Source organism: Pseudooceanicola spongiae, assembly GCF_014899185.1.
GTDB lineage: Bacteria > Pseudomonadota > Alphaproteobacteria > Rhodobacterales > Rhodobacteraceae > Pseudooceanicola > Pseudooceanicola spongiae.
Map to the genome: position 1 here is coordinate 1925726 of NZ_CP045201.1, position 13173 is coordinate 1938898.

Here is a 13173-nt window from a genome sequence, read left to right on the forward strand (position 1 = left end):
GCAATAGGGAGGAAGACCAAATGAAACGCAGAGATATCTTCAAGGGTGCGGCTGTTGTGGTGGCGCTGGCGGCCACTCCGGCGCTGGCGCAGGACGAAAGCTATACCATCGGGGTCGCGATCCCCTCGGCCACCCACGGCTTCATGGGCGGGCTGAACTATCACGCGCAGGCCGCGATCGAGCGGCTGGAGGCGACCTATCCGCAGCTCGACTTCGTTCTGGCGACGGCGGGCGACGCGGGCAAGATGGTCAACGACATCGAGGATATGGTGGCGACGCGCGACATCGACGCGCTGGTCGTGCTGCCGTTTGAATCCGAGCCGCTGACTGCCCCGGTGCAGGCCGTCAAGGAAGCCGGGATTTGGGTGACGGTCGTCGACCGTGGCCTGTCGGTGCCGGGGATCGAGGATCTCTATGTCTCGGGCGACAACACCGGCTTTGGCAAGGTTGCGGGCGAATACTTTGCCAGCCACCTGAACGAGGGCGACAATATCGTCGTGCTGCGCGGCATTCCGACAACGCTGGACAACGAGCGCGTGGATGCCTTCAACGCCGCCATTGAGGGCTCGGGCATCAACGTGCTGGACATGCAGCACGGCAACTGGAACCGCGACGACGCCTTCAACGTGATGCAGGATTTCCTGTCCAAGTATGACGATATCGACGCCGTCTGGTCCGCCGATGACGACATGTCCATCGGCGTGCTGGAAGCGATTGCGCAGGCCGGTCGTGAGGACGAGATGTGGGTGGTCGGCGGTGCCGGCATGAAGGAGATCATCAAGCGCATCATGGACGGTGATCCGCAGCTTCCCGTCGATGTCACCTACCCGCCGGCACAGATCGCCAGCGCCATCGAGATGACGGCCCTCGGCCTCGTGTCGCAAACCCCGGTGTCGGGCCGCTTCATCATCGGCAGCCAGATGGTGACCCCGGAAAACGCCGCGCAGTTCTACTTCCCCGACAGCCCGTTCTGAGGCCGTCGCAGGTGACTGCACCGCTATGAAGACCCCCGGCCCGCGGCACTGTCCGCGGGCCGGACGCATTTTGCGGCAGGCACGGGCGGGGTTTTGCGCGATCTGCCCCTTTTCTGGCCGCTGCGCCACGCCAGAGACGTCACGGGGCAAGTGATTCCGCTGACGTAGCGTTACCCATGCAACCGAGAGTAAAAACGCCGTACAGGGCGATGATAATTTTACCTCACCGATTGCTATTCGTGCACAGTCTGCAAAGATCATGTGGCGGTGTGTACAGGCGAGCTGTTGTTCCTTCGCCACTGGTCCCCGCTGTTGGCGTGATACGGAGTTTACATGTTTTCCCTCCTGTCCTTTGTCGCTCATGCGCATAACGTCTGGCTGGTGCTGACGGCGGCTCTGATCTGCCTGTCGGGGTCCTGGGTCACGGCGCAGCTGTTTCAGCGCGCGGGGCGGACCTCTGGCGCGCTGCGGATCGGCTGGCAGTTTCTGACCGCACTGGCCGCAGGGGCCGCCATCTGGTGTACCCATTTCGTTGCCATGCTGGGTTTTGAGGCCGGGGTGCCGGTGGGCTTTGATCCGACGCTGACGATCCTGTCGCTGCTGACGGCAGTGCTGGGCAGCACCATCGGTTTCGCCATCGCCGAGAGCCGCCTGTCGCGCTTTGCCCCCGTCGTGGGTGGCGCGGTCGTCGGCCTGTCGATCGGGGCGATGCATTATATCGGGATGTCGGGCTACCGGGTGCAGGGCACGATTTTCTGGAATCAGGGCTTTCTGATCGCCTCTCTGGTGATCGGCGTCGTGCTGTCGGCGCTTGCGCTGCATATCGGCACCCGCAAGCGGGCGCATTCGGGCGACTGGATGGCGGCCGCGCTGGCCAGTGCCATCATCGGCATGCATTTCACCGGCATGGCGGCCTTTGGCGTCGCGCCGGCCGATATCGACGGGTCGTTCTCCGATCCCGATGCGCTGCAGGCGCTGGCACTGGCGGTGTCGTGCATTGCGGCGCTGATCCTTGCCGCGGGTCTGGCCAGCCATCTGATCGACGACAGGATGAGCACCAACAACCTTGAAATGATGCAGCGCATCGCCACCACAGACGCCTTGACGGGACTGCCGAACCGCGCCGGATTCGACGCGCGGCTGGAGCTTGAGCTGTCGCGTGCCGAAACAAGGCAGACCCGGATGGCGCTGATCGGCATCGACCTGGACCGCTTCAAGGAGATCAACGATCTGCGTGGGCACAAGGTCGGCGATGGCGTGCTGCGCGTGCTGGGCCAGCGCATCAACGAGCTGCTGAAACCCGACGGCGGAGAGTTCGTGGCCCGCATCGGTGGCGATGAATTCGCAGCGCTTTTCCGCATCGGCGAGCAAAACGATCTCACCGCGTTTCTGGAGCGTCTGGAAAGCGCCCTGACCAAGCCGATCCGGCTGGAGGGCAATGACATCCTGCCCAAGGCCAGTCTGGGCGTCTCGGTCTATCCCGATGATGCGGCGGATCGTGAAGACCTGATCTCCAATGCCAATCTGGCGATGTACCGGGCCAAGACCGATATCACCCGCTCGATCTGCTTTTACGAAAAGGACATGGATGCGCGGGTCAAGGCCCGGCGCGCGATGTCTGCGGATCTGCGCGACGCCATCGCCCATGGCCAGCTGTCGGTCGCCTATCAGGTGCAGACGCTGGTTTCGACGGGCGAGCGGCTGGGCTATGAGGCGCTGCTGCGCTGGGATCATCCGCGCCACGGCTTCATCCCGCCGGATCAGTTCATACCGCTGGCCGAGGAAACCGGCCTGATCCTGGACATTGGCGAATGGGTGCTGCGCACCGCCTGCGAGGATGCCGCGACCTGGAGCCAGCCGCTGACCGTGGCTGTGAACCTGTCGGCGGTGCAGTTCATCCACTCCGATCTGCCGAAACTGGTGCGCGACGTGCTGGCGGAAACCGGGCTCAACCCGCGCCGGCTGGAGCTGGAGCTGACCGAGACGGCGGTGTTTTCGGATGCCGAACGCGCCCGCCATCTGCTGCAGGAGATCAAGGCGACCGGGGTCAAGGTGGCGCTGGATGACTTCGGCACCGGTTATTCCTCGCTCGATACCTTGCTGAGCTTTCCCTTCGACAAGATCAAGATCGACAAGTCCTTCATCCAGGAAGCCCACGTCAACCCGCAGACCATCGCCATCATCCGCGCCGTGGTCGCCCTTGGGCGCAGTCTGGGGCTGTCGGTGCTGGCCGAGGGCATCGAATCCGCTGAGCAGCTGCATATGCTGGACATGGAGGGCTGCAACGAGGGGCAAGGCTATCTGCTCGGCCGCCCTGCTCCGCTCAAGCAGCTGGTGGCGGATGGAGCGATCACCCTGAACCCGCAGGCTCCGGCGCATGGGCCGATGGCGACGGTCTGAGGCCGCTCAGGCGAGCTCGGCCAGCAGCATCTCGACAAATCTGCGGCCGGGGGCGACATGCTGCGGCCGCGCCGCGTGATGATCGAAAAGAACTGATCCAAGACGCAGTCGTTCATCACGATGGTGATATTGGGATATGCGCCCTTGTAGCGGCGCACCACGTTGGGCAGCAGCGCGATGCCGGTGGCAGGGGTGGCACCGATGCGCACCGTGCCACGCTCCAGCACTTTCAGCTCGCTGACGGCCGTATCCAGTGCGTCGACGTCGGCCAGGATCTGCTCGACAATGCCGATCATCTGCTCGACCGCCTGCGTCGGCGAGAGGGCACGGGTCGTGCGATCAAACAGGCGCGTGTCCATCGCCGCTTCGGCCTGCCCCAGCAGCACGCTGACGGCGGACTGGCTGACGTTGAGGCGAATACGACACCCCGCCGATGACCAATATGCGTGTGCTGGCCCGTCTCTGGCCGCTGCGTCATGCCTTTGCGGTGCGCGCCGACAGCGGCATGACCGAGGTCAGTGACCTTGCAGGCAAACGGGTGGTGACGGCGCTGTCGTCGCAGGCGGCGACGGGCCGGGGCAACGAGGCGATGCTGACCGCCGGAGGGCTGGCGACAGACGCGGTGCAGGGGGTCACGGTGTCGGGGCTGTCGCAGGGTATGGACGGGCTGACCGAAGGCACGCTGGACGCCAATGGCATTACCGTCGGCATTCCGCTGCCCCAGCAGGCCAATGCCACCATCCCCGGCGGCATCCGCTATCTGTCGATCACCGGAGCGGCGGCGACGGATGCGGCCATCACCTCCTACACCGCAGCGAGCATTGCGCAGTCGGACATTTGAGCGACCGGGCTGATCAGCATCAAGCTGGCGCTGACCGCATATCTTCTGGCCTTCGTCTTTGCGATGAACCCGGCGCAGCTGATGGACGGGACATGGCCCGAGATCGCGGTGTCCTGCCTGACCATCCTCGTCTCGGGCTATCTGCTGGCCGAAGTGCTGGTCTATGGCGGTGGCGTGATGCGGATCGTGGCGCGGATCGCCCTGTTCATCGGCGCCAGCACCGTCTTTCTGCCCCCTGCGTCAGCGCCCGGTATTGCGGTGGCGCTGTCCTCGCCCGGGGTGCAGATTTTTGAGGCGCAACAGGCCAGTGCGCTGGCCCGCAGCGCCAATGACCAGCTGGCCGAGGGCATTGCCGCCAACCCCGATCGCACCGTCGGCCTTGCCGCTTTCACCCCGCTCGACATCGGCGGCGCCGAGCAGGAGCTGGAGCGCGGCGTCACCAAGCTGGGTCTGCGCGGTGGCATCCTGAATTCGCACACCCTTGGCACCTAACTGGATGACGGGCGCTATCCGGATGTCAGACCACTGCAGCGGCGGACCTGGGATTACCTGATCGACAACTTCTACTACACCTCCAGCGGCGTCGGCTGGGCCCCGCCCATCGCATACGTCCGCAAGGTGATCAGCCCGGAGCGGATGCTTTATGCGATGGATTACCCCTGGCAGTTCGTGCCCGAAGAGGTCGGCGCGCTGGACGCCATGGGGATCGGTGAGAAAGGCCTGAAGCAGGTCTTCGAGGGCAATGCCCGGCGGTTGTTCAAGATCTGACCAAAACGACAGGGGCCTACGCGTGCCGGCCCCTGTCGCACCGCGCCAGTCTTGAGCGGGCGGGCGCACAAAAATCAGTCGCAAGCTTGACTTCCACGGGGCCTCGGGCCAGCACCGGGCAGAGTTTTACGTCCCCGTAAGAAGGCCGCCCCATGTTCGCCTGGTTTGAGCGTCGCATAGATCCCTATCCCGATCAGCCCCCCGCGATGCCGCCGCGCTCGCTGGTGCGTTTCGTGCTGCACTACAGCCGGGGCGTGCTGCCGTGGCTGGTGCTTCTGGCCATCGGCTCGGGCCTGATCGCGCTGATCGAGGTCGCCCTGTTCGGCTGGCTGGGGCAGCTGATCGACCGCCTGTCCGATACCCCGAAAGAGGTGTTCTGGGCACAGGAGGGCGGGCGCATAGCCCTGATGGCCGTGGTGCTGGTGATCGTGATGCCACTGCTGAACACCGTCACCTCGCTGGTGCTGCACCAGTCGCTGATGGGCAACTTCCCGCAACGTATCCGCTGGCAGGCACACCGCTATCTGTTGCGCCAGTCAGTGGGCTATTTCCAGGACGAATTCGCCGGGCGCATCGCGCAGCGGCTGATGCAGACCGCGCTGGCCGTGCGCGAAGTGGCGATGAAGGTGATGGACGTGGGCAGCTATGTGCTGATCTACTTTATCGGGGCGATGGTGCTGGCGGCCAGTCAGGACTGGCGGCTGGCGATTCCCTTCGTGCTCTGGGCGGTGGCTTACGGCGCGATGCTCTGGCACATCGTGCCGCGTCTGGGGCGCGTGGCGCAGGAACAGGCCGACGCGCGCAGTGGTATGACGGGGCGCATCGTCGACAGCTACACCAATATCGCAACGGTCAAACTGTTCTCGCACTCCGACCGCGAGGAGCGCTGGATGCGCGATGGCATGGACCGCTTTCTGGGCACCGTGCATGCGCAGATGCGCCTGTCGAGCCTGCAGGACATCGTGCTGAACCTGATCAACGTCTGGCTGGTCGTCTCGGTCGCCGGGCTGGGGTTGTGGCTGTGGTCGGTGGGCGAGGTTGCCGTGGGCTCTGTCGCCGTTGCCGTGCCGCTGGCGCTGCGTCTGAACAATATGGCGCATTGGATCATGTGGGAATTCGCGGCGCTGTTTGAAAACATCGGCACCGTGCGCGACGGCATCACCAGCCTCGCCCTGCCGCGCGAGGTGCGCGATGCTCCGACCGCAACGCCGCTGATCAAGGGGCCGGGCGAGGTACGCTTTGACCACGTCACATTCCGCTACGCCGGGATGGAAGGCGCGCGCCCGATGGCGGTGCTGGAGGATCTGTCGCTGCACCTGCGCCCGGGTGAGCGGGTCGGCCTTGTCGGCCGATCCGGTGCAGGAAAATCGACGCTGATCAACCTGCTGCTGCGCTTTCACGATATCGAGGAAGGCGCGATCACCATCGACGGCCAGCGCATCGACGGCGTGACGCAGGACAGCCTGCGCGCGGCGATCGGTGTGGTGACGCAGGACAGCTCCCTCCTGCACCGCTCGGTGCGCGAAAACATCGCCTATGGTCGGCCTGATGCGTCAGAGGCGCAAATCATCGACGCACTGCGCATGGCCGAGGCCGACGGCTTTGTCCCCGACCTGTCCGACAGCGTGGGCCGGAGGGGTCTGGACGCCCATGTCGGCGAGCGCGGCGTCAAGCTGTCCGGGGGTCAGCGCCAGCGGATCGCGATTGCGCGGGTTGCCCTGAAGGACGCGCCGATCCTGATCCTGGACGAGGCGACAAGTGCGCTCGACAGCGAAGTCGAGGCCGCGATCCAGTCGCGTCTTGAGGTGCTGATGCAAGGCAAGACCGTCATCGCCATTGCGCACCGCCTGTCGACCATCGCCGCGATGGACCGGCTGATCGTCATGGACAAGGGCCGCATCATCGAACAGGGCAGCCACGGCGAGCTGCTGTCGCAGGGCGGGCTTTATGCGCGGCTCTGGCAGCGCCAGTCGGGCGGGTTTCTGGCCGCAGACGAATAGCGGCAGTCCACAGCAAAAACCGGCTATCTTGAGGGGTTATTGCGTCAGTGCCCTGCGATAGCCGGTCGGCGTCATGCCGGTCTGAGCTCTGAAGGCGCGGGTGAAATGGCTCTGGCTGGAAAAGCCGGTGGCGACGGCAATCTCGATCAGCGGGCAGGCAGTGCGCAGCATGGCTGTGGCACGCCCGATCCTTTTGCGCAGGATCCAGGCGTGGGGCGCCATGCCTCTGGAGGCGCGGAACATCCTGTGCAGATGAAACGGCGACAGATCCGCAACGGCCGCCAGATCCGCCAGACTGAGGTTCGCATCCAGATGGCTGTCGATCCAGTCATCAATGCGGCGCAGGACACGCGGGGAAAGCCCGCCGCTGAGAGGCACCGGACGCAGGCCAAGATGCGCAACGAGGTCGGCAACGGCGGCCTCAGCCTTAAGAACATCCTCTGCGCAGGCGGCCTGCGCCAGCGCCGTCAGGGGCGCAGCCAGCAAGGGTCTCTCGGCGAAGGTCGCGGGGCTCAGATCCAGCAGCCGGGAATCGCGATCATGAATGTCGGCAAAAGCCGCCCGCAGTGGTGCGTCGGGGATATAGAGGTGCACAAAGCGGAAGGGCGTGGTGATTTCCCAGTCCGACCCCTGCCCCTCTGGCAGGATGCAGACCGTGCCGGGGCGTCCCGTTTCCGGCCCCGCATCAAGGCGGCGCGTGCCGGTGCCGCCTTTCAGATACAGGCTGAAGGCGTGCCCCTCGGGGGCATCGTAGCGGATGCGGTCATGCGCGTTCTCCCAGATCGTGACCGAGCGGCCTGCGCCAAGGTCGAGACCGGCGACAGCACGAGCGGAGGGCGAGCCCTCAAGGAAATCACGAACAGAGGTCATGGAGCCCTTTAATCCTGCCCCGCGCCGCATGGGAATGCCTCTGAACACGATAACCGCAAGATTATGCAAGGGCGGCGGCGTGCAATGCGGTATGCGCAGCGTCAAAGGAGCCGTCCATGAGCACACCCATCCTGTTTATCGCTACCGTCTTCATCTGGGGCACGACCTGGATCGCGATCACCGCCCAGATCGGCGCAGTGCCGATCGCCGTTTCGGTTTTCTACCGCTTCGCGCTGGCGGGGATTTTGCTGCTGGCGGGCCTCGCCCTGACAGGCAGGCTGCGCCGCCCGCCGGTCTGGCGATTTGTCGTGCTGCAGGCGCTGTGCCTGTTCTGCTTCAACTTCCTCTGCCTTTATACGGCGGCCACCTCGATCCCCTCGGGGCTGGTGTCGGTGATCTTCTCGCTGGCCTCCATCCTGAACGCGATCAACGCGCGGATTTTCTTTGGCGAGCGCATGAGCCGTCAGGCCCTTTTCGCCGGTATTCTCGGGGTGTCGGGCCTCGTGCTGATGTTCTGGCACGATCTGGCGGTCGAGATTGATCCGGCGGCACTGCGCGGGATCGGCTGGGCGGTGCTTGGCACGACCTTCTTTTCCTGGGGCAACATGGCGTCGCGTCGCAACAGCGCGCTCGGCATCGCGCCGTTGACGGCGAATGCCTGGGGGATGGGGATTGGCGCGCTGGCGCTTCTGACCCTGCTGGGAGTGACGGGTCAGCCGCTGGTGCTGCCACAGGGCGCGGCCTACTGGACGGCTCTGCTCTATCTGTCGGTCATCGGCTCGATCATCGGGTTCACGACATACCTCATGCTGGTGGCGCGTCTGGGGTCGGCCGCGGCGGGCTATGCGACAGTGCTGTTTCCCATCGTCGCGCTGACCGCATCGACCCTGTTCGAGAACTATCAATGGAGCGTGACGGCCATTTTGGGCGTCGTGCTGGCGGCCTTGGGCAATGTCGTCATGTTTCGCCGTCGCAGCTAACGAAACCGGACCATCCACTGATTGCGCGGATGAGCGATGTCGCTGATCTGCGCAACCTGCCAGCCGGTGTCGCGGGCCATGTCGGCGATCTGCTGGCGGGAATAGTGATAGGGGTCGCGAAAATGCCAGCTCGCGATGCCGTCCTTTTGCAGCTGCGGCTGTGAGACATCCGTGTTCTCGCTCAGGAAAACCGTGGCGCAGAGCGGGCCGTTCAGTTTGTGCCGCAGGTTGCTCAGGCAGAGGCGGATCTTGTTCTGCGTCAGATGCGTGAACAGCGAAAAGGCGATGGCAAAGTCGAAGGCGGGCCCGTCGAAATTGAAATCGAAGGTATCGCTGACGCGAAAGCTGTCTGGCCCGAGCCTGTCGCGCTGCGCCGCGGTCAGCTCGCGCTCGCGCCCCGCCTCGATCAGGGCGGCGTTGATGTCGGTCCCGAAATAGTGGAACGGATCGAGATAGTCGATGAAGCGCACCCCGCCGCGCAGGGACCCGCAACCGATATCCAGCAGGCGATGGGACGGGCGCAGCCCCTGTCCCACCAGATCGTCGAATTGCAGGGCGCCAAGATCCTCCCACATGCCGCCGACATAGCTGCGGTGGCTGGCGTCGGCAAAATCAGAGCGTTTGGCTTCGTAGTGGCTGTCCATGGCGGGCGTCCTCTCGCGTGACGCTGCAAGGTTTGGCGCGGCATGGTTTCTGTTTGGTTAAGATCGCCGGGACTGTGCAGAGGGCTGAGGCCATCCCGCAGGATACGACACTCCGCGATGACAGATGGGGGCTTCTTGAAGGAAAACGGCGCTGCGATTGTCGCAGCGCCGCTCTGTGCAGTGTCTGTCTGGGTCAGCAGATGCGGCGGTCGCCTTGCCGCGTGGTGCCTGCCCCCCGTGTCCTAGAGGGTCTGGACCGAGAACCCGCGCGCCTCGGTCACCGTGGCGAAAAGGCGTTCAATTGCATGTGCCCTCGTGCCGTCGGCAAGCCCCCGTTCAACGTCAAAGCTGCGAATGTTCAACGCGGTGAGAGGCGCGATGGCTTGCGGAGAGGCCCAGAACATAGTCCCCGCCGGAAAGCGCCCCATCCGGAACGGAATCCCGATTTCCGCTGAGATCGCATCGACCAGAGCCTGATCGAAATTCATGTTCTGCGCGTTATGAGCAATCATGGAAGATTCCGCCGCCACCAGCCCAAGACCGTGGTCCTGTTCGAACATCTCGATCACCGAAGGTTTGAGAAGGGTGCTGGTTAGCTGCTGACGCAACGTGTCGCCATCGGTGCGATAGGCCGACTTTTTCCCATGAACCTTGCAAACGGCTTTGTAGTTCAGATGCGCCAGCCGCTGCATTGTCATCAGAAAGGGGCGGACGTCGCGGCCACGGTTATCGACGATCTCGACAATCGCGCGAGGCATGTTGTCCGCGATGAACTGCGCCGTCTCCAGCGTGGTCGTTGTGACATAGACGTCGACCCCGGGCAGCGACTCGATCGCGGCCTGCAGTTCAAGCCATGTCTGCGCATAATGCACATGGGCAATCACGGCGTAGCGGGCCTCGGTCGTTTCCGGGATGGCGGGGCGCTGGAACGGACCGGCTGCACCGTCATAATTCGCCAGAACCTTGCGGGTTGCATCGAGGTAGCCATAGCCATGCGCGGAGTCGGGCTCCAGATGCGTGCCCTCGGCCCATTCGTTCCAGGCGTTGATAAAGACGATGCGTTCATCGGCTGATCGCGTCTCGTCCTTTGCCGCAGTTTCGAGATTGGCGGCCAGCCATTGGCCATAGCGGGTGAGGCTGAAATCCGTGAAGACATGAGATTTTTTCCCGCGTCTGGCCGTATTGTCCCAGGACAGAAACGAGGTGCGGAAGAGCCGATAATCCGGGTCCGGCTTTATCACCTCATTCCCGACGAGAGCGCTATAGTCATAAATTTGGCCAGAGAAATCCTCAGCCAGACCAGGAACCTTGTCAGTGACTTCGGTCGCGTTGATATTGTGGGGCGGGAATTCCATCACCGCATCGAGCCCACTTCCCTCGGAGGGATGAAAGCCGAAGGTCTGTGCGGAAACCACATAGAGCCCATCAAACCCCTTCTGGCGCGCTTCTTTCTGCCAGAGCGCCACCGTTTCCTCGAAATCCGGAATGAGGATCGAATGATAAATGATGAGCAGCGGTTTGCCGTCGATCCGAATGTAGCGAGGATCCATCATGAATTTGAACAGGTACTCGATCATTGCGCGGGAATCATCGAACGAGTGATCCTGAGCGATGAGCACTTCGTGGTCAGCGCCATCCCAGCGTCGCGTCCAGTTCTCGTTTGCCCAGATCATGCAGAACGGAATATCGACCTCAGGATCTTCGAGCATTTTCTCCAATGGAGATTGCATCAGAAGTTTTCCGGCAAACCAATAGAAATAGTATGCGAAACCGGAGATGCCGTAATTTCGCGCTAGCCGTGCCTGTTCGCGCATGATCTCGGCAACACGCAGATCATAATAGCCCAAATGGATCGGGCAGTGCGGCTGGTGATGCCCGGGAAAGAGGGGCTTCGCCTTGCCGACATTTGTCCACTCGGTAAATCCTTTTCCCCACCAGGCATCATTTTCCGCAAAGGGATGAAACTGAGGCAAATAGAATGCAATGGCACGGACATCCGGATTTAGAAAAGGCTCATGTGCTGTGTAGGGAACAAAGCCTTCGTCGATATCCGAATAGGGCACGATCGGAACATCTGGAACATCGACAACACTGCGGCCGAACGGAGCCGGGACCCCTGAGAGGGGCGTGTAAGTGAGCCATTCCTCCTGATGCCGTTCGGGGGTATGCGATTCCACAAGCTGTTGTGGTGTCTCGTCGTGATGAAAGACTGGTTCTTGTGGGCGTGGCAAGGCCGACGGGCGCTCGGTCACAGCGCTGAGTTGAGGCATCTCGACACGGGTCGGCCAGTATTTTTTGGGCTGTCCCCGCCGCTTTCGCAAACTGTTGGTCCAGCGACGAAAGACACGGGACCGACGCCACCATTTACTTGTAAGGACCGAGTTGGTGATGCCAACAACGGTGTTCAGGTGGCCCTCGGCCTCAGCGGCGCGGGCCTGGTATTGCGCACCCCAAATCTCAAGCGCCTCTGACTGTCTGGCCCAAAGTTCAACCTCGGCACGATGCGCTGCCAGGTGCTGCTCAAGCTCGACATGACGCGATGCAAGTTGCTGTTCCAACTCGACATGATGCGCTGCCAGGTGCTGCTCCAACTCGGCATGACGCGCTGCAAGTTGCTGCTCCAGATTGGCGACTCGTGCCTCTGCCTGCTGCGCCTTTTCGCCCAGTTCCCGCACTTGTGCCGAGATCTGATCTCGTGTGGTGATGAGGCCCGCAATCTGTTCCTCGGCTGAGGCCCGGTAAGCCTCGGACGAGGCGCGATAGGCTTCCGCGACATAGGGCTGCAACGTGCTTTGCGGTATTTCATAGGCTGAATGCGGGAAATCCGGCAAATCGTCATCTGATGCCAAAATCAGATCATAGCGGGCCTCGGGGACGCCCGGTTGGGACTCGTTGCCCGCAAAGACGAAAAACGGGGCGCTGTCGGTATCATTGGCAATGAGAGAGGCCGCACTGAGACGCTGGCCAAAATGCTTGGAATTCCTGAAATGACGGCCAACCAATTCAATGAACTCTTCAGTGTAGAGTTCGCGAACATGGAACGGGTTCGAATAGCCCGGCTTATCCGAATATTCGAGTTTGCTCGGGCTGGAAATCAGCAGAACTCCGCCAGGGCGCAGGACACGTTTAAGCTCCAGAAGCATCTCCTCGTGTTCGACGAGGTGTTCAATGGTCTCGAACGATACGATCATATCCACCGCATCATCTGAGACGGGAATATGTTTTGCGCCACCCACGCGGAATGAAACGTTTGGGTCCGGATAATGAAAGGCAGCGTGTTCGACGGCTGCTGCACTAATGTCGACGCCAATGACAGACTTGGCGGCCCCCATCAAAATCTTTGTGCCGTACCCCTCGCCACAGGCAATATCGAGTACGTCCAGACCTGCGGCGATTCTTCTGGCCAGCTGGTAGCGATGAAGGTGCTCCAATTCTATCGTACCAGCGAATTGCGGCAGATATCTTTCTCCGTCCGGCAGAAGCTCAGGAGGTTTTTTCATTTTTCTCACTTTGATGAATTTATTTCCGACCAGAGGTCAGCGCAGGATTTACGCGACTTTAATGGGCTGAATTAAACAAAGCAAGAAACTCCCTGCTCGGTCCCGCCAGGGCGCGTGAAACCGCAGAGGCCTTTGGCAGCGGAGGCAAATTTTGCGGAAACGTCAAATCCGTTCGGGATCAAAGCGGGCCGGCGCC

General features: G+C 62.5%; 11 protein-coding genes. 7 read left to right on the forward strand and 4 right to left on the reverse strand.

What is annotated here, in order from left to right:
* The first annotated feature begins 20 nt into the window (after positions 1–20).
* Complete coding sequence (locus tag F3W81_RS09090; RefSeq protein WP_193083271.1) at positions 21–974, forward strand: ABC transporter substrate-binding protein; 954 nt, start codon at positions 21–23, stop codon at positions 972–974.
* A 333-nt stretch (positions 975–1307) separates the two neighbouring features.
* Positions 1308–3374: a putative bifunctional diguanylate cyclase/phosphodiesterase gene (locus F3W81_RS09095; protein ID WP_193083272.1), complete on the forward strand. Its 2067-nt coding sequence runs from the start codon at positions 1308–1310 to the stop codon at positions 3372–3374.
* Here F3W81_RS09095 and F3W81_RS09100 read toward each other — a convergent pair.
* The gene (locus F3W81_RS09100) at positions 3272–3760 is read right to left on the reverse strand and encodes a LysR family transcriptional regulator (RefSeq protein ID WP_407692468.1); all 489 of its coding nucleotides are present in this window, start codon (positions 3758–3760) and stop codon (positions 3272–3274) included. The genes F3W81_RS09095 and F3W81_RS09100 overlap by 103 nt on opposite strands.
* Before the next feature lie 47 nt (positions 3761–3807).
* On the opposite strand from F3W81_RS09100, the gene F3W81_RS09105 reads away from it, so the two are divergent.
* The 4 genes from F3W81_RS09105 to F3W81_RS09115 all read left to right on the forward strand — a co-directional run bounded on the left by F3W81_RS09105 (position 3808) and on the right by F3W81_RS09115 (position 6983).
* On the forward strand, positions 3808–4215 hold the full coding sequence (locus F3W81_RS09105; protein WP_193083273.1) for a TAXI family TRAP transporter solute-binding subunit: 408 nt from the start codon (positions 3808–3810) through the stop codon (positions 4213–4215).
* 81 nt (positions 4216–4296) lie between these two features.
* Positions 4297–4707, forward strand: a complete 411-nt coding sequence (locus F3W81_RS20830; RefSeq protein WP_226941926.1) for an amidohydrolase family protein — start codon at positions 4297–4299, stop codon at positions 4705–4707.
* Between the two features lie 126 nt (positions 4708–4833).
* Positions 4834–4983 carry a hypothetical protein gene (locus F3W81_RS20835; RefSeq protein WP_407692469.1) on the forward strand — a complete coding sequence of 50 codons (150 nt, stop codon included), beginning with the start codon at positions 4834–4836 and terminating at the stop codon, positions 4981–4983.
* Positions 4984–5135: 152 nt separating this feature from the next.
* Complete coding sequence (locus tag F3W81_RS09115; protein ID WP_193083274.1) at positions 5136–6983, forward strand: ABC transporter ATP-binding protein; 1848 nt, start codon at positions 5136–5138, stop codon at positions 6981–6983.
* A gap of 36 nt (positions 6984–7019) precedes the next feature.
* On the opposite strand, the gene F3W81_RS09120 is transcribed toward F3W81_RS09115, so the two are convergent.
* The gene (locus tag F3W81_RS09120) at positions 7020–7853 is read right to left on the reverse strand and encodes a helix-turn-helix domain-containing protein (protein WP_226941927.1); all 834 of its coding nucleotides are present in this window, start codon (positions 7851–7853) and stop codon (positions 7020–7022) included.
* Between the two features lie 116 nt (positions 7854–7969).
* Here F3W81_RS09120 and F3W81_RS09125 point away from each other — a divergent pair, with 116 nt between their 5' ends.
* On the forward strand, positions 7970–8833 hold the full coding sequence (locus F3W81_RS09125; protein WP_193083276.1) for a DMT family transporter: 864 nt from the start codon (positions 7970–7972) through the stop codon (positions 8831–8833).
* On the opposite strand, the gene F3W81_RS09130 is transcribed toward F3W81_RS09125, so the two are convergent.
* Entirely contained in the window at positions 8830–9477 is a 648-nt protein-coding gene (locus F3W81_RS09130) for a class I SAM-dependent methyltransferase (RefSeq protein ID WP_193083277.1), read from the reverse strand. The two genes, F3W81_RS09125 and F3W81_RS09130, sit on opposite strands and share 4 nt — an antisense overlap.
* A gap of 242 nt (positions 9478–9719) precedes the next feature.
* Positions 9720–12977, reverse strand: a complete 3258-nt coding sequence (locus F3W81_RS09135; protein ID WP_193083278.1) for a glycoside hydrolase family 99-like domain-containing protein — start codon at positions 12975–12977, stop codon at positions 9720–9722.
* Positions 12978–13173 lie beyond the last annotated feature (196 nt).